Raw genomic sequence first — 21,703 nt, 5'->3', positions numbered from 1 at the left:
GCAATGGACTTTTCGGTATGCCTAACTCCCAGTTACTCTTTAATGAGGATTCCCCGACGATGAGGACCCCCGACGATGAGGACAAGGAATGGCTGCCCCAACGCTCCGCCTCGGCACCAAGCCCGGCAAAGCCTGGTCCAAGCTCTACATGCTTGGCCCGGCCTTCGTGGCTGCGATTGCGTACGTGGATCCGGGCAATGTGGCGGCGAACCTGACGGCAGGGGCCAAGTATGGCTACCTGTTGATGTGGGTTCTGGTTGTTGCCAACGCCATGGCCGTCCTGGTGCAGTACCAATCGGCAAAGCTGGGGCTGGCTACCGGGATGAGCCTGCCGGAGATTCTTGGTCAACGGCTCGGCACCAAGATGCGGCGACTGTACTGGGCGCAGGCTGAGATCGTCGCCGGGGCGACGGACGTCGCGGAAGTAATTGGCGGCGCAGTGGCACTGAACCTGCTGTTCGGGCTTCCCCTCCTTGGGGGCGGCGTGATCATCGGTGTGGCGTCCATGCTGTTGCTCGCCCTCCAATCCCGCCGGGGCCAGCGCTCCTTTGAGTACGCCATCCTGGTTCTCCTGGGCATCATCGCCGTCGGATTCATCTCCGGGTTGTTCGTTAACCCGCCCGATGCCGGCAGCGCCCTCAGCGGCCTGCTGCCCCGTTTTGAGGGCGCGGACACCGTCCTGATCGCCGCGAGCATGCTCGGCGCCACTGTCATGCCGCACGCAATCTACCTGCATTCGGCATTGGTCCGGGACCGCCACGGCTTTTCTGAGGACCCGATGGTGAGGACCCAGTTGATTCGGACCACACGGGTGGACGTGGTCAGCGCTTTGCTCCTGGCAGGGATCGTCAACATTTCGATGCTCCTGCTGGCGGCGTCCAGCCTTCGCGGCGTCGAAGGAACCGACACGATCGCCGGCGCCCATGCCGCGGTAACCGCGGCCTTGGGACCCGCCGTCGGCGTCATCTTTGCGGTAGGACTGCTGGCATCGGGCCTGGCCTCGACGTCGGTAGGTTGCTACGCGGGTTCAACCATCATGGGCGGCCTGCTGCGGGTGCGCGTACCGCTCATGGTGCGCCGGACGGTGACGTTGGTTCCAGCCCTGATCATCCTTGGCGCGGGGATAGAACCGACCCTGGCCCTGATACTTAGCCAAGTGCTGCTCAGTTTCGGCATTCCCTTCGCCCTGATTCCGCTGATCCGGCTCACGGGCAGTCGCGATGTCATGGGAATCCACGCCGACTCGATGCCGGTCAAATTCGCCGCGTGGACCAGCGCGGTCCTGATCGTGGGCCTCAACGTCGTGCTCATCGCCCTGACATTCGGTGCCCTGGCCTAGGGGTAGGGTGCACCTCGGCGCCCGTCATGTGGGCACCTTGGACACCAAAGGGACTCTTTCTCGGTAGGATTTGTGACAGGGCCCACGCTTGAGGGCCGCTTATAGCTTGGCACCCCCAGTTGGGGATACTTAGAAGGAAACTATCGATGGCTCAAGAAGCGGGCTCTCACTCTCAGGCCGGGGGGCCGGAACACCCGCCCAAACACGTCCCTGACGCGCCGTCTTCGGAGGAAACACCTTCGCCGGACGAGATCGTAATCCGGGGACAGGTGATGGACATTATCGAATCCATCCTCGACGATACCGAGCCTAAGTCTGAAGGAGCCAGGGCCAGGCTGCGCCGCTTGGTTGAAGCGCGCCCGGACAATCCCGAGCGCGCGCTCCTGGAGCACCTGCTGGCAACCCGCAACCTGCCGTCGGCCTCCCGAGAGCCGTCGGCAAAGGTTCCGGTACAGGTGGAGCCGGCAAGCCTGCACCTTGAATCCCACGATGCCAAGCGGTCGGTCAGCGTACCCATCAGCCACGAAATGCGGGAATCCATCCAGTCGGTCCTCACGGACAAGCTGCTGCTGACAGCCTTCCAGCCTGTTCATGCCCTTCCCGGTGGGGAAGTTGTAGGAGTTGAGGCACTGACCCGCTTCGTGGGCGAGGACGGAGCCGGGGCGGACGTCTGGTTCAATGAGGCTGCTGCCGCGGGCCTCGGAACCGAGTTGGAGATAGCGGCCCTGCACTGCGCACTGACTGCCGCGCACGATGTGCCTGAAGATTTGTCCGTTGCCCTAAACCTCACCCCGGCAACAGCCCAAGATCCTCGCGTTCGGGACCTTTTGGCAGCGGCCACCCTTGCCGCGGACAGGATCATCATTGAGCTCACCGGCAGCCTCGCGTCCATGGAGAGCCCATCCGCTGACGAGATTCTGCGGCCGCTACGTAAACTCGGCCTTCGCGTCGCGATCAGTGCCTCGGGCGCCGGTTTCGCCCCCGCGGACCTGATCGACCAATTGCACCCGGACATCATCAAACTGGATCGTCATCTGATTGAAGGCATCGCAAGTAGCGAAGGTCAAAAGATCCGTGCCAAGGCCATCGTTGAGCAGGCCCGCGCGGCTGGCGCGGACATCATCGCCGAGGGCATCGAAACAGCGGAGGAACTCGAGGAAGTCACGGCCCTCAAGGTCACCGCGGCGCAGGGCTACCTTTTGGGACGCCCGTCGGTTCACCCCCTGGACTGGTCCGCCTGGAGCATCCGTGCACAGACGGAGACGTTGCCCACAAGCTAGGTAACCGCGCTGAAACCAGCCACCCTGGGCACCACGATTCGGCGCGCCTCGCGTTAGAGTGTCAGGCGGGACCGGTGCTGTACGTCGGCTCCATGATCAGGGATCTGCACTGGCAGTGGCCCGCTTAGCAAGGAAGCCTTACGTGATGGACCGGTTAACTAATACTCCCGCGGAACCTCGCACCACAACGTTCCCAAGGAGCCTGCGCGAACACCTGAACACGCCAAAGGGCCTGTTATGGGGGTTCCTGCTGGTTCACGTGGGCTTTTTGGTCTTCGCTGCCGTGCTCTCTTTCCGGGGCGAAGCTTTCAGTGACACGTTCATCTACCGTGACTGGGCGATGGCCGGTTTCAATGAGGCCAACCTGTCGGGCGGCCCGAGTCCATGGGTCTACCCGATCCTGGCACTCATCCCCATGGCAGTGGCCGCCGTCGCCGGACCCGGCCCGTTCTTCTTTCTTTGGGTCCTGCTGACCACGCTCCTCAACGGTTGGGCGCTGCTGGCCCTCACCGATCGCGGTCGCAGGCAACAAGCCATTCCCGCCGGTTGGTGGTGGCTGCTGTTCCTGACCCTGATGGGCTGGCTGGGTTTTGCCCGCGTCGACGGCCTCACGGCGCCAGTGGTCCTTGTGGCCCTGGTCTTCGGCGTTGCTAGGCCCTTTCTTGCCGCCGTGGTGTTGAGCATCGCCACGTGGGTTAAGGTTTGGCCGGCCGCAGTCCTGCTGGCCTTATTCGCCGTCGTCAAGGACCGCCTTCGCGTCGTAGCAGCAGGAATTGTGACGACGGCGGTGGTAGTGGCGCTTGCCGCCTCCATCGGCTCCGTCCCCAAGCTGCTCAACTTCCTCACCCAGCAGGGTGACCGCGGCATGCAGTTGGAAGCTACGTTCACCACGCCCTGGCTGTGGCTGTCGGTCCTGAGGATCGGCGATTCCCACATGTACATGAACACGGACATCAACTCCATGCAGGTTGACGGTCCCGGAACTGCCTTCATGTCCGTGCTGATGCAGCCCCTGCTGCTGCTCGCTGCGGCCGCAGTAGCCGGCCTGACGTTCTGGGCGCTGCACCAAGGAAAGCTCACTGGCGGCGTGGACCGCACGGAGCTCCTTCTCTCCGGTGCCCTGACGTTGGTAACGGCTTTCATCGTGTTCAACAAAGTGGGCTCCCCACAGTTCATGGTGTGGTTGGGCCCGGCCGTGGCCGTTGGGCTTGCCCATGACTGGAAGCGGTGGCGCGTCCCCGCCGCGATGCTCATCGCTATCGCCGTCGCCACGTACTTTATTTATCCGTTGTTCTACGACGCACTGAGCCACAACAACCCGTGGATGGCCTTGGTGCTGAGCATCCGCAACGTCCTGCTGGTGGTTCTTTTTTTCTGGTCCGCGCACCGCCTGTACGCGTTGGGCAGGAAGCCATCCGTCGCCACCGAACCAGCGGCCAAGGAGCTTTAAGATTTCGTCCACGTTTTTTGACCGACTGGTCCGTATCCGTAGCAGTATCCTGTCGCCGCGGGTCGTGGCCTGGTTCGCCCGGCCCGGCAGCATCTGGTGGGGTTTCGCTGTAGTCCATCTTTACTTCCTCGCTTGGATGGCGTCGTTCTTCCTTCACGGGGACACGTTCAGCGACACCGAGCAGTACCGGCAGTGGGCCTTCGGCGGGTACAACCCGGCCAACCTCGATGGCAAGATCAGCCCTTGGGTTTATCCGGTGTTGGCCCAGATACCGATCTTCCTTGCCGGCGTGGCAGGTCCGGCGCTGTACCTGCTGGTGTGGACCCTCCTGATCACCGCACTCAATGCGGTGGGCCTCTGGTATCTCACCCGCGGACCTCGACGCCGGAGCGGAATCGCGCCAGCGTGGTGGTGGCTCTTCTTCACCGTGTTCATGGGATACCTCAGCTTTGCGAGGGTGGAGGGAATCACCGCCCCGATTGTGATGATTGCCCTCCTGTGCGCCGCGCAGCGGCCGGTGGTGGCGTCAGTCCTGCTGAGCGTCGCAACGTGGATCAAGGTGTGGCCGGCGGCCGTGCTCGTGCCCGTTGTGATCGCCAGCCGCCGTCGGCTCCCGATGATCGCAGCGGGAGCCGGGGTCACCGCCGTCGTCGCCGTCGGAACCTACCTCAGCGGCGGTTTCAGCCACATCATGGACTTCCTGATCAACCAGGGTGAGCGTGGCATGCAGCTCGAGGCAACGTTCTCCACCCCATGGGTGTGGCTGAGCGTCTTCCACATCGATGGTTCGACCATTGCTGACAACGTCGCCATCAATTCCACGGAGGTCTACGGCCCGGGCGCCGATGCCGCCGCCTTCCTGATGCAGCCCTTGCTCATAGTGGCCGCCCTGGCTGGGGCGGTGTTGTTGCTGCGTGCCCTTAAGCGTGGGGCGGAGCGGGAGGAACTGTTCCTTGAGGGGGCGTTGCTGATGGTTACGGCGTTCATCGTGTTCAACAAAGTAGGGTCGCCACAGTTCATCATTTGGCTCGCGCCGGTGATCGTTGCAGGCCTGACGCACAATTTCGACCGGTGGAAAGTCCCCGCAACGCTTCTGATGGCGATCGCCGTCACCACGTTTGTGATCTACCCGCTGTTCTACACTCCCCTCATCCACGCGCACCCCGTGATGGCCGCGGTACTCACGGCCCGCAACGTGTTGCTGGTGGTATTGCTGTGGTGGTCCGTGCAGCGGACGGTGGAGCTGGGGCGCAAGCCCAGCAAGGTCCTGGTTTCCTAGCGGATGGCCGGTGGCCGTCGGAAAAGGCGGCGGTCACCGCGCCGGACCCAGCCCGACAACTTGCCTTGGACCAGTAACCGTCGCGTATGGATGTCCAAGAACACCAGGTAAAAAGAGAACAGCAGGGTGACGGCGAAAGCCAGCGATTGCAGGTCCACCGAGACCGGCACGAACGACCAAACCGACAGTTGATCCTGGGCTCCGAAGACGATGAAGAACGTCACTCCCACGTAGAGGCAACGGATCTGCCAGTCATCCCTGATGCCCGTGACGGCGAGGAACGGAACAAACCAGAGGATGTACCACGGCTGAATGATGGGGGAGAGCAGCACCAAGGCGGCAAAGGCAAGCGCCATGCGCCGTACCACCCTGGAATGGTCTCCGCGGAACATCAGTACCACCACCAGCACCATTGCCCCCCACTTCATGGCGGTCCTCAGGAAGCTCGCCATGGTGCCCCCGGGAAGTCCAAGCGCGTTGGCAAAAAACTCGAGTTGCTGGCCGAGGAACCCGGAGGGGGAGTAACCCGTGAAACCGGGAGTCGGGTCGATGATGGCCCATACCCAGCCCAGGCCCAGTCCGTGTGGGATCCCGCTGATGGCCAACACCCCGAAGCTCAGCGCGGCCGTGGCAGCCCACATGCCGAACTTCCGCGGCCACGAGGCGCCGGCCCCGGCCCACATCAGCCCGATGAAGGGGAGCAGCAGCACGGTTGCTGGCTTGATACCGATGGATGCCGTAACGAGCAGCACTCCAATGATCGGCCGGCGGGTGGCGGCGAAGTAGGTACCGGCGACGGCCAGGCCCACCATCAGGGCATCGTTGTGGGCGCTCGCGATAAAGCTGATGAGGAAAAGCGGATTGGCTACCGTGACCCAGAGGGCCCGTGCTCCGTTGACGCCGTGCAATTCGGCGAGCTTGGGAACGTAGAGGACACACAGGAGGACCCCGGCTGCGGCCAGTAACCGGAACAGCAGCACGGAGACGTCCGGTTGAGCCCCCGTGATGGCCACTACGCCGTTGGCCATCCAAAGGAAAAACGGGCCGTAGGGTGTTCGGGCCTCGGCCCATGCCGGGTCCGCACCCAGGGAAAACCAGTTGCTCAGTGTGGAGATGCCTACCTCGTAAGGATTTTGGCCTTCCATCATCAGCCGGCCCTGGCCTATGTAGGCGTAGACGTCACGCGAGTAGACGGGTACGGCAAAGAGCAACGGAAAGGACCACGCGGCAATTGCCGTCACAATGGGGCCCAGGGCATTGCCCTGCCACGTGTCCATCCTCTGGCCCAGTCTTAGCCAGGAGCGCACCAGCAGCATGGCGCCGACGGCCAAGCTGATGGCAGAGACCGTCACCCCCCAGTCTTCGGTACGCAAGGCGATGACGATTGGGTGGCGGATCATCGGGGAACCGTTGGCAATCCAGCCGATCCCAATGGAGCCCGCGAACATCATGAGCGAGCCGAGGAAGCCCTGCAGGATGGCGGGGTAGACCACGGGTTTACCCTCTGAGCGGGTTGTTGCCGCACTGGAACCCGGTTCGGCGTCGCGGAGTGCCTCCGGCGTCGTCGTCGAAGATCCTGTGCCTTTGCTCGGGGTGCTACCTGTCGTCATGACCAGTTAGGTCCCCCACTCGTGGTTGGGCACTCCGGAAAACGGAACGCAGCTGATGCCGAAACAAATATGCTTTGGGCATGTGAAATTTTAGCGCCGATCCGGCCGGGAGCAGCACCGGCAGCAAAATGGCGGTTGGCTACCGGGAACAGAACCAGGATCGCTAGTCCAGTTTACGGAACGTCACGGTGCAACGGGGGAGGTCCCGGCACACGGCGGAACCGGACGTGAAGCGTCCGCCCTACTGCCGTAAGTGGTCCCGTAGCCCGGGCACGGCGAAATCGACTTTGCCGTAGCCTGCCGGTTCGATCAGCCCGGCCGCTATCAGGCGGTTGCGGTACTTTGACACAAGGCTTGGTTTGGACTTGATGATGCTGCCGATCTGCGCGGCCGTTGACGGGCCTTCCTGTTCGGCCATGGCGTGGAGGAAATCCCGGTCTTTATCCGAAATGTCTGAGAGGGCGGATCCAACGACGACCAAGGCGTTACGACGGCGGGCGGCTGCAATGGCCTGAGACACGGCGGCTTGGTCAAGTTTGGAACCGGCACGCTCAGCCGCCATCCAGAGGTAATATCCGACGAGCTGGATGAGGAAGGGGTAACCCTCAGTGGCTTCCGCCGCCTCAGCCGTCAACTCGTCCGGGATGTCAATGCCGCCTTCCCGAAAAAGCTCTTGGTATGACGTGGTCACCTCGCCGATCGCTGCCTCATGGAGGTTGATCCTGTCAGCACGACGAAGAAACGTTGCCACACCTTCGTTGAGCAGGTCTGAAACAGCTGATGGTAGGCCTGCGAACACCAGGCCGATCGGCAACCCATCGCGAATGAAGTGCTGCACATCTGCCGCGAGCTGCGAGATTTCGGTTCGGTCCACTGCATGGATTTCATCAATGGTGATGACCAGGCCGGTACCTTTGCTTGCCAATACGCGCAGCAACTCCTCCCCGGTGCGCCGCCAATCCGGAATTTGCTCCGGTGGGAGCTGGGTTGTCAGGCCGAATCCGGCGGCAGAGAATGCCGTGATTTTTCGCGTCGGCCCACCGTCGCCCAGTTCGTGGAGTATCTGCAGCATGTCCTCGCCCACCTTGGCCAGGAATCCTGGGACGGCCGTCCGGGAGATCACCGCCCAGCCCTGTTCCCGAGCGAGTGATTCCGCGGAGCTGAGCATCACGGTCTTGCCGATGCCCCTGGAGCCCGTGATGATCGTGAGTAGCCCGGGCGCCCCTGATCCCTGCCGGAGACCGTACTCGAATTCATCAAGGAGCCCGGCCCTCCCCACCAGATCGGGCGGAGTTGCACCTGCGGTGGGCTTGAAGGGATTTTGCACGACGCCTCGCTTGTAAAAGTAGGTGAAACTGGTGAAAGTGGTTAAACTCGTCTCAGCCTATCAGCCTGCCCTATTTTTAGCTCCTGATTGCTGCTTAGTAGCCGCTGCATCTGCTCGCCCGCGTCGCTGCCCGGCGCAGGTGTATAGACAACGATGTGCAGATCCGGCCGGTCCGACGGCGAGACCTGGTGATGCTCCAGTTGCAATACGCCAACGGCCGGGTGGTGGAAAAGCCGCTCGCGGGACTCGAAGCCCAGGATGTCGTATCGGTCCCAGCTCTCTTGGAACTCGGGGCTTGCCTCCTTGAGCCGCTCCACTTGGTAGGCCACATCCGGATCGCCCAGCCGTTGGCCGGTTTCGGCGCGGAACTCCGCCAGGAAACGCTTGCTGGTGACGTCCCAGTCAGGCAGGAGATCACGGACATAGGGATCAGTGAAGACCAGCCACAGAAGGTTCCTGTCACCGGCGTCGAACGTTCCTATCTTCGGATAGAGCGCCTCATAGGCGCGGTTCCAGCCAGCGACACCCCAGTCCGGCGAAAGGGCATAGGAGGGATTGGGGTCCAAGGCGTCCAGCAACCGTTGGACGTGAGCCGGAACGTTGGCCGCAACCGGACCTTGGGAACGCGCTGACGAATAGCCGCCCAGGGAGAGCACGTAGCTCAGCCCCGTATCCGAGAGGTGCAGGGCACGCGCTATGGACTCGAGGACTTGACGCGAAGGGCTGATGTCCCGGCCTTGCTCCAACCACGTGTACCAGGTGACGCTCACGCCGGAGAGGAAAGCCACCTCTTCCCGGCGGAGGCCGCGCTCGCGGGAACGGCCCACTGGCGGCAAGCCGTAATCGGAACGGAGTGCCTGGCTTCGGCGGGCCCTCAGGTATAGCCCGAGCTCTTTGCGTCTCTCATCTTTCACGGACTCAACACTATTACTTTGTTACTTTCACTACTAGTAGTAAGGCCGTCTTCCGCCATTCGTAGAAGAACAGCAGGATGATACTTATGCCTGCACTTCGCTCCAGAACAGTTACCCATGGCCGCAACATGGCCGGCGCCCGCGCACTGCTGCGCGCTTCCGGCGTCGCCAACACGGACATCGGCAAGCCGATCATCGCCGTCGCCAACTCCTTCACTGAGTTCGTCCCCGGCCACACTCACTTGGCCCCGGTGGGCCGGATCGTCTCCGACGCAATCCTCGCCGCCGGTGCTGTGCCGCGCGAATTCAACACCATCGCCGTGGACGACGGCATCGCCATGGGCCACTCCGGCATGCTGTACTCCCTGCCGTCCCGCGACCTGATCGCCGATTCCGTTGAGTACATGGTGAACGCACACTGCGCCGACGCCCTGGTCTGCATCTCCAACTGCGACAAGATCACTCCGGGCATGCTGATGGCCGCATTGCGCCTGAACATCCCGGTGGTATTCGTCTCAGGCGGACCCATGGAGGCCGGCCGCGTCACCCTGACGGACGGCTCCGTGCGCTCACTGGATCTGGTGAACGCGATTTCCGATGCAGTGGACGAATCCATCTCCGATGCCGACATCAACCTCATCGAAGAGAACGCCTGCCCCACGTGCGGATCCTGCTCCGGCATGTTCACCGCCAACTCCATGAACTGCCTGGCCGAGGCCATCGGCCTGGCGCTGCCCGGCAATGGCTCCGTGCTCGCGACCCACACTGCCCGCAAGGCGCTGTACGAGAAGGCCGGCAGCACCGTCGTCGAGCTCGTCAAGCGCTATTACGACGGCGACGACGACTCCGTGTTGCCGCGCTCCATCGCCACGGCCGAGGCCTTCGACAACGCCATGGCACTGGACATTTCCATGGGCGGCTCCACCAACACGATCCTGCATCTGCTGGCCGCGGCCCAGGAGGCGGGCGTGGAGTACGGTCTGGCAGAGATGGACGCCAAGTCCCGTCAGGTGCCGTGCCTGGCCAAGGTGGCCCCGAACGTCGCCGGGGACAAGACCTACTACATGGAGGATGTGCACCGCGCCGGCGGTATCCCCGCGCTGCTGGGTGAGCTGAACCGCGGCGGGCTCCTCCACAAGAACGTCCACTCCGTTCACTCCAACGACCTGGACAGCTGGCTGGACGACTGGGACATCCGCGGCGGCAAGGCCACCGAGGAAGCACAGGCGCTGTGGCACGCCGCTCCCGGTGGCGTACGCTCCTCCACCGCGTTCTCGCAGTCGAACCAGTGGACCACCCTGGATACCGACGCGGAGGGCGGTTGCATCCGTTCCGTGGAGCACGCCTATTCCAAGGACGGCGGCCTGGCCGTGCTGCGCGGCAATGTCGCCGTCGACGGCGCCGTGGTGAAGACCGCAGGGGTGGACGAGTCCATCTGGACCTTCGAAGGTCCGGCAGTTGTCTGCGAGTCACAGGACGAGGCCGTGGAAATGATACTGAACAAGACCATCAAGGAAGGCGACGTGGTGGTCATCCGCTACGAAGGCCCCCGCGGTGGCCCTGGCATGCAGGAAATGCTCTACCCGACGTCGTTCCTCAAGGGCCGCGGCCTGGGCAAGAAGTGCGCCCTCATCACGGACGGCCGCTTCTCCGGCGGCACCTCCGGCCTGTCGATCGGGCACATCTCCCCGGAAGCGGCCTCCGGCGGAGCCATCGCCTTGGTTGAAAACGGCGACATCATCAGCATCGACATCAGTCAGCGCTCCCTCCAGTTGCAGGTTTCCGACGAGATCCTCGCCGAACGCCGCGAAAAGCTTGAAGTCAATGGCGGCTACAAGCCGAAGAACCGCGAACGCCACGTCTCCCCGGCGTTGCGGGCCTATGCGGCCATGGCACTGTCAGCAGACAAGGGCGCCGTCCGCGATGTCTCATTGGTGGAGAACCTCTAGGGGCCAAGTCTGCTCGGAGGGCCGGGCTTCGGCGATCTCACGGCACAAACCTGTACCCCATGCCGGGTTCGGTGATGAAGTGCTGCGGATTGCCGGGCTCGGCCTCCAGCTTGCGGCGGAGCTGTGCCATGTAGACCCGCAAATAGTTGGCTTCCTTGGCGTACGCAGGTCCCCATACCTCCGAGAGCAGTTGGTGCTGCGTGATGAGTTTGTCAGGATTTCTCACCATGATGTCCAGGATGTTCCATTCGGTGGGAGTCATCCGCACATCACTTCCGGCCCGGGTGATCCGTCTCTTGGCGAGGTCCACGGTGAAGGAACTCGTCTCTACCGTTGCAAGCTCCGGGCCGGGCTCCGTGCGGCGGCGGAGGATTGCGCGCAGCCGGGCCAGAAGCTCGTCCAACCCGAACGGTTTCGTGATGTAGTCGTCCGCCCCGGCATCAAGCGCCAGCACTTTGTCGTTGGAACCGTGGCGCGCTGAAAGGACCAAGATCGGTACGGTACTCCATTCCCGGAGCTTGGTGATCACGGTAGTTCCGTCCATGTCCGGCAAGCCCAGATCGAGAATCACGACGGCGACCGGTCGCTGCGCCGCAGCGTGCAGCCCCGATTCGCCGTCGGCAGCTGTCACCACCGTATAACCCTGACCGCGGAGGGTGATGGCGAGTGCCCGGACAATATGGGGATCGTCGTCCACAACCAGGACGTTGTTCACGGGTTGGCTCCTCGTGTGGGCAGTGGATGGTGATCGCGTTGGAGCAGCAAGGACTGCGCTTCCATGGGCGCCTCACCGGTAGGGTGGTCAAACACCGGACCGGCAGAGAGGGGCAACCTGATCAGCATTGTCAACCCGCCTCCGGGCGTCTCTTCCGCTGTCAACGTGCCACCCATCGCTTCGGTGAAGCCCTGCGCGACCGCGAGCCCCAAACCCACACCTGCTGCGGCGGGCACATCGTGGAGCCGCTGGAACGGTTGGAACATTTGGACCACGCTGGCGGCAGGAACGCCTTGGCCGTGGTCGATAATTCGCAATTCGCCCGCTGGTCGTCCGGCCAACGGCGTCATGCTGAGTCCACCGGCTGCGCCAACAATGACAATGTCGGAATCCGGGGCGTATTTCACCGCATTTTCAACGATGTTGGCGATGACCCGCTCCAGCATGCCGGCGTCGGCGTCCACTTCTGGCATGTTCGCCGGCAGGTCCACCCGGACCCGCCCCGCCGCGATACCGTGCAGGGCCGGGGGAATTACCTCGAACCAGCGGGTGGGCTTGATCAGGGCGTTCACGGAGTCCGAGGTGATGCGGGACATGTCCAAGAGGTTGCCCACCAGTACGTCAAGACGGTCCGAACACTCATCGATAGTGGCCAGAAGATCTTGTTCTTCTTCTTCGGTGTACTTGACACCCGGTTGCCGGAGGCCGCCGACGGCGAGCTTGATACCCGCTAGCGGTGTGCGCAGATCGTGGGAGACTGCACGCAGGATGGACGTGCGCATCGTGTTGCTTTCTGCCAGGCGCATCACCTCGCGCCGGCTGGCTGCCAATTGCTTGCGTTCCATCATGGCGGACAGGTGGGATCCGAAAGCCCCAAGGAGCCTGCGATCGCTGGCTGGAAGGACCCGGCCAGAGAGAACCAAGCGGGTGTTGGCGTCGATCTGCTCGGTGTTTTCGTTCTCGTCAGGGGCTTCCTCGCCCGCCGCGGCCACTAACTGCCAACCGTCGTCGCCGGAGGCTGATTCATAGAGGGCCGCGCGTCGTACCTGGAAAACGTCCAGGGCCTGTTCCAGCAGTCCCTTGATGGGGTCCTCAGCTGAGGAAGCGCCGCGTGTCAAGTCGCCCAGGGTCGTCGCTTCGGCGCGCGCGCGGGCTGCCTCCTTGGATCGCCGGGCTGAAAGGTCCACTACCAGGGCAACGGCTGAGGAAACGCCCACGAAGACCAGCAACGCCAACAGGTTCTGGGGGTCGCTGATGGTGAGTGTCCCGAGAGGAGGGACGGAGAAATAGTTCACCAAGAGGCTGCTCCAAAGTGCACCCAACAGTGCAGGCCATAGCCCGCCCACCAAGGCCACGGCAACGGATCCGGTGAGCTGGATCAGCACTGCGGTGGCAATATCGTGCGACGGGCTCACGGCCAGCAGGAATTGCAGCACCACCGGCACCACCACTGCCATCGCAAAGCCAACCATCACCCGGATGCGACCGAGGTCCCGTTGGCGCGAACGCTCAACCCCGCGGCCCCCCAAGGGGTGGGAGACCATGTGGACGTCGATGTCTCCGGAGTCCCGGACCACTTTGCTTCCGACGCCTCCGGTGAGACGGCCTGCCGGGAGTTTCCGCCGAGAGACGCCCACCACGATCTGCGTAGCGTTGACGCTCCGAGCAAAATCGAGCAGCGCCTTGGCCGGGTCCTCGCCGGCAACGGTGTGGTAGCTGCCGCCGAGATCGCGAACCAGCGTCCTCTGCGCTTCCAGTGCCTGCGGTGATTCCGCGGAGACGCCGTCGGCCGCCCTAACGTGGACGGCCAACAGGTCGCCGCCGTTGACCCGTTTGAGGATCCTCGCGGCACGCCGGATGAGCACTTCGCCTTCCGGGCCGCCGGTCAGCCCTACGACAATCCGTTCCCTTGCCGGCCAACTTTGCTCGATTTGGTTCTCGGCCCGGTACCGCGCCAAGCCCTCGTCAACCCGGTCAGCAAGCCACAGCAACGCCAGTTCGCGCAACGCCGTCAGGTTGCCCATGCGGAAATAGTTGGATAGGGCCGCATCGACCTTGTCCGCTGCGTAGATCTTGCCGTCGCCAAGCCTTTGCCGCAGCAGCTCCGGTGAGATGTCCACCAAATGGATTTGATCAGCTCGTCTCACCACATCATCGGGAACTGTCTCTGCCTGCTTGACGTCCGTGATGGCAGAGACGACGTCCCCTAGGGAAGCAAGATGCTGCACGTTCACGGTGGACAGGACGTTGATGCCAGCGTCCAGCAGTTCCTCAATGTCTTGCCAGCGCTTTCCATGACGACTACCAGGAATGTTGGTATGCGCGTATTCGTCCACGATCACGGTGTGTGGACGCCGTGCCAGCACGGCGTCCACGTCCATTTCCTCGAAGATGCTTCCCCGGTACTCGATCTCTCGCGGCGGTATGATGTCCAGCCCCTGGAGCAGCGATTGGGTATCGACCCTGCCGTGATGCATGGCGAATGCCACCACCACGTCCTCGCCACGGCCCAGCAGCCTGTGGGCTTCTTCGAGCATGGCATAGGTTTTGCCCACTCCCGGAGCTGCCCCCAGGAAGATTCTCAGTGCCGCGCGTGCCATATCCTCATTCTTCCACCGGGAGTGGGCCCCTATTTGGTCTTCGCTGCAGAAGCGACATCCAGATTCAGCGACGTCACGTTGACCGAAGGCTGACCCCAGAATGCTTCCAGTCCGCTGGTGGTGTTCCTTTCCACCAGGCCTTGGACAGCCACGGGGCTGAGCCCCTGAGCCCTGGCAACCCGCGTAACCTGAAGCTTTGCGTAAGCCAGCGAAATATCCGGATCCAGTCCGGACCCGCTGCCGGTCACCGCGTCGGCGGGCACCTCAGACTCGCTGACGCCCTCCGCGCGGGCGACCGTTGAGCGGCTGGTGGTGACGGCGTCGAGCAGCTTCGGATCGTTGGGTCCCAGGTTGCTTGCGGAGGACGACGCCGGGTCCCACCCCACAGCCGACGGCCGTGCATGGAACCACCGGGCATCCTGAACGCCGTCCTTGCCGCCCGCGGCCTGCACTATGAGCGCGGATGCCGCGGGGCGGCCGGTGGGATCCTTAACGATGGAGCCGTTCGCTTGGAAGGGCGCAATTCCCTGGCCGGCCGCAAAGACCGCCAGCGGGTAGAGCACTCCTAAAACGATTGTTGCCAGGAGCAGGAATCGCACAGCGGTGCCGGCTTGGCGGAGATATCCGAGCAGCAAGTTCATGATGGCCTCCTAGCCAATGCCGGGGATGAGGGAAATGATCAGGTCAATGAGCTTGATGCCGAGGAAAGGTGCCACCAAACCGCCAAGCCCGTAGACCAGCAGGTTCCGGCCCAGTGCTTGGTTGGCACTGACTGCCCGGTATTTCACGCCGTGCAGCGCCAGTGGCACCAGCACGATGATGATGAGCGCATTGAAGATCACCGCCGCGAGAATGGCCGACGACGGACTGGACAGGCCCATGATGTTCAACAGACCAAGGCCCGGAAACGCTGCAGTGAAGAGGGCCGGGACGATTGCGAAGTACTTCGCAACATCGTTTGCCACGGAGAATGTGGTAAGTGCGCCGCGGGTGATGAGCAGCTGCTTACCGATCCCCACAACATTGATGAGTTTGGTGGGATCGGAGTCAAGGTCCACCATGTTGGCCGCTTCCTTGGCCGCGGGGGTCCCGGAGTTCATGGCCACACCAACGTCGGCAGCAGCCAAGGCAGGGGCATCGTTTGTGCCGTCCCCGGTCATCGCCACCAGCCGGCCCTCGCCCTGTTCGCGCCGAATAACCTGCAGTTTGTCTTCGGGAGTGGCTTCGGCCACGAAATCATCAACGCCGGCTTCGGCCGCGATCGCTTTGGCGGTGACAGGATTGTCGCCGGTGATCATCACGGTGCGGATACCCATTTTCCGTAGCTCCGCGAACCGGGCGTGCATGCCAGGCTTGACCACATCGGCCAGGTGGACGGTTCCCAGGACTTGGGCGCCGCCGTCGGGCGTCTTCTCCGCGACGAGCAGTGGCGTGCCGCCATCCGCGGATATCTCCTGCACCTTCCGCCGGACTTCGTCGGGTAGCTGTCCGCCTGCCTCGGTGACGAAACCCTCGACGGCGGACGCCGCACCCTTGCGGATCAGGCGTCCATCCAGGTCCACGCCGCTCATCCGTGTGCTCGCGGTGAACTCCACGATGGTGATCTCCTCCGCAGTGTTCCGGAGATCGACCAACTCGGGGCCATTGACGCCGGCGTCGTTGGCGAGGTCCACAATGGACCGGCCCTCCGGCGTTTCGTCAGCCAGGCTGGAGAGCCGGGCAGCGATGATGAGTTTGCCGGGCTCCACGTCCTTGGCTGGGAAGAAGTTGACGGCCCGGCGGTTGCCGTAGGTAATGGTGCCCGTCTTATCCAGCAGCAATGTGGTGATATCTCCGGCTGTTTCCACTGCGCGGCCGGATGTCGCCAGGACGTTGTGCTGGACCAACCGGTCCATGCCGGCGATGCCGATGGCAGGCACCAAGGCACCGATGGTGGTGGGGATCAGGCAGACCAGAAGGGCTACCAGCACAATGGGCGACGGCGTTGCTCCCGCCAGCGAAGCGAAAGGAGCCAAGGCCATGGTGACCACCAGGAAAACGATGGTCAGCGAGACGAGGAGCACGTGCAGGGCGATCTCATTCGGAGTCTTTTGCCGGACGGCGCCTTCCACCAACTTGATCATCCTGTCGATGAAAGTTGCCCCGGGCTCGGCGGTAATGCGGACCAGGATGCGATCCGACAGGACTTTGGTCCCACCGGTAACGGAAGACCGATCGCCACCGGACTCCCTGATCACGGGGGCTGATTCACCCGTGATGGTGGATTCGTCCACGCTCGCGAGGCCTTCGACGATCTCGCCGTCTGAAGGGATCACGTCACCGGCCTCGCAGATCACCACGTCATTGAGCCGCAACTCGGTGCCGGGTAGTTCCTTGGTGGTTCCGTCGTCCAGGCGAAGCCTGGCCGTGACACCTTTGCGGCTGGCCCGGAGACTGTCCGCCTGCGCCTTGCCACGCCCTTCCGCGATGGCCTCGGACAGCGTGCCGAACAATACGGTCAGCCACAGCCAGGCGGTCACAGCGATGCTGAAGACGTCGGGCTTGAGCACGCAGATTACCGTGCAGATGGCTGCACCGACGAGTACTACGAACATGACAGGGGAATGGACCATCTGCCGGGGAGCCAGCTTCTTGAAAGCTACCGGGAGGGCCGCCCGGACGGTGGCGGCATTGAGTTTCGCCGGTGTTTTGGTGTGGTGCTTGTGTTCACCCGGAGTGCCCAGTGGGTTGCCGTCGGCGTAGGTGAGGGTGGGGGAGTCCGCGGCGGATGCGGTGCTGGACCGGGTCATTTGATAAGTCCTTCTGCGAGTGGGCCCAAAGCAAGGGCCGGGAAGTAGCTCAGAGCCGTCATGATCACGGTGACGCTGAGGAGCAGTGATCCGAACAGCCACCCGTGGGTGGGTACCGTTCCCGAGGACGCCGGAATCTTGCGTTGCGTGGCCAGGGAACCGGCCAACGCAAGTACCAAGGCGATCGGCAGGAACCGGCCCAGCAGCATGGCGATGCCCAGCATGGTGGACAGGTATGGTCCGGAGCTGGTGATGCCGCCGAATGCCGAGCCGTTGTTATTCGCCCCCGAGGTGAACGCGTACAGCAGTTCACTGAATTGGTGGGGTCCGGAGGCCGGTGCGTTGGCCATCACCTCCGGCAACAACGCCGTGATCGCTGCAAGCGTCAGCACCAGCGTGGGTGTCACCAGGATGTAGAGCGCCGCAAGTTTCATTTCGCGCGGACCGATTTTCTTGCCCAGGAATTCCGGGGTACGCCCCACCATCAATCCGGCGATGAAGACGGCAATGATGGCCAAGAGCAGCATGCCGTACAACCCTGAACCCGTGCCCCCGGGCGCTACTTCGCCAAGCATCATGTTCAGCATTCCAATTCCCCCGGCGAGCGGTGGCAGGGAGTCGTGTGCCACGTTAACGGCGCCGGTGGAGGTAAGGGTGGTGGAGGCGGCGAAGATCGAGCTCGCGGCGGGACCGAGGCGTTGCTCGAACCCCTCGCCCAACCCGCCCGCGGCCGCCGTCGCAGTTCCTTGGGCTGACGCTACAGCCCACCCCATCAATGCCGTGGACGTCAACCAGAGCGTTCCCATGACAGCGGCGATCGTGTAGCCCTGCCGCTGGTCCCCGACCATTCGCCCATAGGTATAGGGAAGGGCCGAGGGGATGAGCAGGATCAGGAAGACCTGGAACAGGCTGGTGAACACGTTGGGGTTTTCCAAAGGATGGGCCGAGTTGGCGTTGAAGTATCCACCGCCGTTGGTACCCAGTACCTTGATGGCCTCCTGGGAGGCAACCGGGCCGCCCGGAATCGCTTGGGAGGCCCCGCTCGCCTGGTTCGCCACGTCCGTTGGCCAGAAATTCTGGACGACGCCGCCGATTACCAAGGCGATTGCCGCCACGAACGCCACTGGCAGCAGAACCCTGAAGGATGTGCGGGCAAGATCGACCCAGAAATTGCCCAGCCGGTCCGTCTTGGTACGGACAATACCGCGGATCAGCGCCACCACCACCACGATTCCCACGGCGGCGGAAAGGAAGTTCTGCACCGCGAGCAGGCACATCTGGACGAAAATGCCTACCGTCGCCTCCGGCGCATACGTTTGCCAGTTGGTATTGCTGACAAAGGAGATCGCCGTGTTCATGGCGATCCACGGATCAACTCCCGGCAGCGCGTTATTCCCGGGAAGCACCCCTTGCAGACGTTGCAGGGCGAAGACCACCAGGATGGATACGGCTGAGAAGACCAGGATGCTCCGCAGATACACGGACCAGCTTTGTTCGGTGTCCGGGTCCACCCCGGCCAGGCGGTAGAACAACCGTTCAGGCCCCCGGGACTTGTTGCCGGAGAAAACACGGTCCAAGTACAAGCCCAGCGGTTTGTGCAGGAGGATCAGGGCCACCAACAGGACCCCGATCTGGGTGATGAATGACGCGATACTAAAAACCACGTGCTGTCACCACTTTTCCGGGTTAAGCAGCACGGCCAGAAGGTATACGGCCATGGCCAATCCGGCAATGAACAAGCACACCCACATGATGGCGTCCACGTTCATTGACCACTCACCGGGCCATCGCTGTCGACCATTTTGCCCAAGAGGTGGGCAACCCACATCACGATTCCCATGGTCACCACGAGAATCACCACAACAGCCATGTCGGCCACTGGAACGTCCTTTCATCCACGCCCCGTTTACGGGGGTTGATGCCAGTCAACTCCTGTGAAACAGGCGAAAAGGCGTTCCTAACGGTTCCTTAATGGCTGCGGAGGGAATCTTGATGCGCTCTTAACGTAGGTTGCGCAATTGCGCCTCTCCTTGGGCGTACATGTCCAGCAATTCGCGGGCGTGCTCTCCGGCGTTGCCTTCTTGGGCAAGGGCGGAGCGCATCCCCTCGAGCTTCTGTTCCCCAGCGGGGAACGGCGGGAGCAACGGGATGTTCGGGTCCGTGAGCACTTCCAGGACCGCAGGACGGTCCGCGTTCAACACCTCATCCCATGCGGCTCCCAGCATGGCCGGGTCGTCCACGCGGACGCCCTTGAGGCCCAGCAGCTCCGCGTAACCTGCATAGGGGAAGTCAGGAATCTCTTGGCTGGCATTGAACCGCGGCTCGGCCTCCGTTTCACGCTGTTCCCATGAGACCTCGGCCAAATCGCGGTTGTTGAACACGCACACCACAAACCTCGGGTCGGCCCATTCACGCCAGCGATGCGCCACCGTGATCAGCTCCGCCACCCCCAGCATCTGCATGCCGCCATCGCCCGCCAACGCCACCAGCGGCCGGTCCGGATGCGCGAGCTTGGCTGCCAGTCCGTAGGGGATGGCACAGCCCATGCTTGCCAGGGTGGCCGAGAGATGCGCAGGAACTCCCGGTGGAAGCGTCAGCTGGCGTGCGTACCAATAAACGCAACTTCCGACGTCGATGCTCACCTGGGCGTTGCCCGGGAGCCTGCCGCTGAGCTCGCGCGCCACCAGTTCGGGGTTGACGGGTTTGGCGGGAATGGCGGCGCGTTCCCCCGCGAGGCGCCGCCATGCGCTGACCTGATGTTCGACGTCGGCCCGCCACTGGGCGCGGGACGGTTGGTCCCGCGCGTCGATAAGGTCCGACAGCTCCTGGACGGTGGCTGCCGCGTCACCTACAAGGCCCACTTCCACGGGGTAGCGGTTGGCGATCTTCCTGCCGTCGATGTCGATCTGGACTGCCCGTGCAGTCCCAGGCTTCGGGTAGAACTCAGTCCAGGGGTCGTTGGAGCCGATGATCAGGAGCGTGTCGCAGTTTTCCAGCAGGTAGGCGCTGGCGGTGGTGCCCAGGTGTCCCATGGTGCCGGTGGCCAGCGGGAGAGTCTCGTCGACGTAAGGCTTGCCGAGCAGGCTCGTGGTGATTCCGGCGTCGAGTTTCTCCGCTAATGCGATGACTTCCGCTTGCGCGTTGCGGGCGCCTTGTCCCACGAAGAGGGCGATCCGTTCGCCTGCGGACAGGACATCCGCCGCCCTGTTCAGGTCCTGTTGCCGGGGCATGATGTTTGCCCGGTGCCACACAGGAGCCGTGACCACGATTCCGTGCTCTTGTTCGAGCTCCGGAGCTTCCGCCGTCTGGATGTCGTGGGGGACGATCACCACGCAGGGGGACTTTGTTTCCAGTGCTGTCCGGAAAGCACGGTCAATCAGCATGGGAACCTGCTCTGGGGAGCTGGCCAGCTGGGCGAATTGCGCAGCGACGTCCTTGAAGAGGGTTAGGAGTTCTATCTCCTGCATGTATGCCGAACCCAGCACCGTGGTGCTTTGCTGACCGATAATGGCCACCACGGGGACGCTGTCCAGCTTGGCATCGTAGAGGCCGTTGAGCAGGTGGACTGCTCCGGGTCCTTGCGTGGAGGTTACGACCCCCACGCCGCCTGTGTACTTTGCGTGCCCTACGGCCATGAATGCGGCGGCTTCTTCATGCCTGGCTTGAATAAATTCGAGGTCGCTTTCGGAGCGGCGGAGCGCACCCATGAAACCGTTGATGCCGTCCCCGCTGTATCCGAACACCCTCTCCACGCCCCATGCTTTGAGGCGCGCCGCCATGAGATCCGAGACCGTTCGTTGGGACATGACGCGCTCCTGTTGTCAGATGACGGTTGCTGCCGGGGTAACTATAGTAAGCATGCTGATGGATATGGCGCTCTTTTTGGCCGCCAGACTCGGGCGGTAGAGGCCTATTCAAACGTGCAGCAAGGGCGATACCTTGATCGCTAGGGAGCCGACTTGGGGGATTCCGGTAGGGCCCCCAACTGTCAGTGTGCCTACTGGAAGCGCTCCTTGGCTGCTGCACATCGCGGCAGTCCCGTGTCGATGAAAGGAAATGCCGTGGCTGTTTCTATCGAATTGGGTAAGGCCCTTGATAAGGCTTACGAAAACGCAAGCCTCGAGGAAGTCCTCAATGCGCCGCCTTCTGCATTGGCCGGATTGACCGAAAAGCACGATGAGCTGTTCAAGGAACTCGGCATCAAGACGATCAGGGACCTGGGCAGCAACAAGTACTTTGCCACGGCAGGCGTTCTCGTAGCCGTGTCCGGGAAAGCAGGATAGCTCCGCCCGTTGGGTAGGCCTGCTCCGCCGTCACCGCGGGCGTGAGCAGGTATTCCAAACTTTTTTTAATTGGCGGCGTCACGTTTCCGCAGGTCAACGTACATAACCAGTGCCCACGTCTTTGTGCCGCGCTTTTGCCGTTGCCCTTTTCGGCCCTGCCGCCGTACA

The 21,703-nt window shown here is 62.9% G+C and carries 16 protein-coding genes; 6 read left to right on the top strand and 10 right to left on the bottom strand.

Features of this window, described 5'->3' with window-relative positions; translation table 11 throughout:
* Positions 1 to 88: 88 nt before the first annotated feature.
* The 4 genes from QRN42_RS11730 to QRN42_RS11715 all read left to right on the top strand — a co-directional run bounded on the left by QRN42_RS11730 (position 89) and on the right by QRN42_RS11715 (position 5,348).
* Positions 89 to 1,339: an Nramp family divalent metal transporter gene (locus QRN42_RS11730; protein ID WP_284979328.1), complete on the top strand. Its 1,251-nt coding sequence runs from the start codon at positions 89 to 91 to the stop codon at positions 1,337 to 1,339.
* Between the two features lie 272 nt (positions 1,340 to 1,611).
* Positions 1,612 to 2,619: an EAL domain-containing protein gene (locus tag QRN42_RS11725; protein ID WP_284979327.1), complete on the top strand. Its 1,008-nt coding sequence runs from the start codon at positions 1,612 to 1,614 to the stop codon at positions 2,617 to 2,619.
* A 145-nt stretch (positions 2,620 to 2,764) separates the two neighbouring features.
* The gene (locus QRN42_RS11720; protein ID WP_284979326.1) at positions 2,765 to 4,069 is read left to right on the top strand and encodes a glycosyltransferase family 87 protein; all 1,305 of its coding nucleotides are present in this window, start codon (positions 2,765 to 2,767) and stop codon (positions 4,067 to 4,069) included.
* A 64-nt stretch (positions 4,070 to 4,133) separates the two neighbouring features.
* Positions 4,134 to 5,348 (top strand): glycosyltransferase 87 family protein, encoded by a 1,215-nt coding sequence (locus QRN42_RS11715; RefSeq protein WP_284979325.1) that lies wholly within the window; start codon positions 4,134 to 4,136, stop codon positions 5,346 to 5,348.
* Here QRN42_RS11715 and mptB read toward each other — a convergent pair.
* The 3 genes from mptB to QRN42_RS11700 all read right to left on the bottom strand — a co-directional run bounded on the left by mptB (position 5,345) and on the right by QRN42_RS11700 (position 9,199).
* Positions 5,345 to 6,958 carry a polyprenol phosphomannose-dependent alpha 1,6 mannosyltransferase MptB gene (gene mptB, locus QRN42_RS11710; RefSeq protein ID WP_284979324.1) on the bottom strand — a complete coding sequence of 538 codons (1,614 nt, stop codon included), beginning with the start codon at positions 6,956 to 6,958 and terminating at the stop codon, positions 5,345 to 5,347. The genes QRN42_RS11715 and mptB overlap by 4 nt on opposite strands.
* 241 nt (positions 6,959 to 7,199) lie before the next feature.
* The gene (locus tag QRN42_RS11705) at positions 7,200 to 8,285 is read right to left on the bottom strand and encodes a DUF8462 domain-containing protein (RefSeq protein ID WP_284979323.1); all 1,086 of its coding nucleotides are present in this window, start codon (positions 8,283 to 8,285) and stop codon (positions 7,200 to 7,202) included.
* Positions 8,286 to 8,326: 41 nt separating this feature from the next.
* The gene (locus QRN42_RS11700; protein ID WP_284979322.1) at positions 8,327 to 9,199 is read right to left on the bottom strand and encodes a helix-turn-helix transcriptional regulator; all 873 of its coding nucleotides are present in this window, start codon (positions 9,197 to 9,199) and stop codon (positions 8,327 to 8,329) included.
* A gap of 86 nt (positions 9,200 to 9,285) precedes the next feature.
* Here QRN42_RS11700 and ilvD point away from each other — a divergent pair, with 86 nt between their 5' ends.
* The gene (ilvD, locus tag QRN42_RS11695) at positions 9,286 to 11,148 is read left to right on the top strand and encodes a dihydroxy-acid dehydratase (RefSeq protein ID WP_284979321.1); all 1,863 of its coding nucleotides are present in this window, start codon (positions 9,286 to 9,288) and stop codon (positions 11,146 to 11,148) included.
* A 37-nt stretch (positions 11,149 to 11,185) separates the two neighbouring features.
* Here ilvD and QRN42_RS11690 read toward each other — a convergent pair whose 3' ends face one another.
* From QRN42_RS11690 to QRN42_RS11660, 7 genes are all read right to left on the bottom strand, one after another.
* The gene (locus tag QRN42_RS11690; RefSeq protein WP_284975863.1) at positions 11,186 to 11,863 is read right to left on the bottom strand and encodes a response regulator; all 678 of its coding nucleotides are present in this window, start codon (positions 11,861 to 11,863) and stop codon (positions 11,186 to 11,188) included.
* Complete coding sequence (locus tag QRN42_RS11685; RefSeq protein WP_284975862.1) at positions 11,860 to 14,463, bottom strand: DUF4118 domain-containing protein; 2,604 nt, start codon at positions 14,461 to 14,463, stop codon at positions 11,860 to 11,862. Before QRN42_RS11685 ends, QRN42_RS11690 begins: the two co-directional genes overlap by 4 nt.
* A 29-nt stretch (positions 14,464 to 14,492) precedes the next feature.
* Positions 14,493 to 15,104, bottom strand: coding sequence for a potassium-transporting ATPase subunit C (locus QRN42_RS11680; protein ID WP_284975861.1), 612 nt, complete (start codon positions 15,102 to 15,104; stop codon positions 14,493 to 14,495).
* Positions 15,105 to 15,113: 9 nt separating this feature from the next.
* Entirely contained in the window at positions 15,114 to 17,252 is a 2,139-nt protein-coding gene (kdpB, locus tag QRN42_RS11675; RefSeq protein ID WP_284979320.1) for a potassium-transporting ATPase subunit KdpB, read from the bottom strand.
* The gene (gene kdpA, locus QRN42_RS11670) at positions 17,249 to 18,916 is read right to left on the bottom strand and encodes a potassium-transporting ATPase subunit KdpA (RefSeq protein ID WP_284979319.1); all 1,668 of its coding nucleotides are present in this window, start codon (positions 18,914 to 18,916) and stop codon (positions 17,249 to 17,251) included. Before kdpA ends, kdpB begins: the two co-directional genes overlap by 4 nt.
* Before the next feature lie 6 nt (positions 18,917 to 18,922).
* Positions 18,923 to 19,021, bottom strand: coding sequence for a potassium-transporting ATPase subunit F (locus tag QRN42_RS11665; protein ID WP_284975858.1), 99 nt, complete (start codon positions 19,019 to 19,021; stop codon positions 18,923 to 18,925).
* Positions 19,022 to 19,252: 231 nt separating this feature from the next.
* Entirely contained in the window at positions 19,253 to 21,058 is a 1,806-nt protein-coding gene (locus tag QRN42_RS11660) for a thiamine pyrophosphate-requiring protein (RefSeq protein WP_284979318.1), read from the bottom strand.
* Between the two features lie 255 nt (positions 21,059 to 21,313).
* Between QRN42_RS11660 and QRN42_RS11655 the strand changes: the two genes are divergently transcribed.
* Complete coding sequence (locus tag QRN42_RS11655) at positions 21,314 to 21,535, top strand: hypothetical protein (RefSeq protein ID WP_284975856.1); 222 nt, start codon at positions 21,314 to 21,316, stop codon at positions 21,533 to 21,535.
* Positions 21,536 to 21,703 lie beyond the last annotated feature (168 nt).

The sequence above is a fragment of the Arthrobacter sp. fls2-241-R2A-200 genome, assembly GCF_030209745.1.
Lineage (GTDB): Bacteria > Actinomycetota > Actinomycetes > Actinomycetales > Micrococcaceae > Arthrobacter.
The sequence above is the reverse complement of the archived record's forward strand: the minus strand, read 5'-3'. Positions and strand labels throughout refer to the sequence as shown.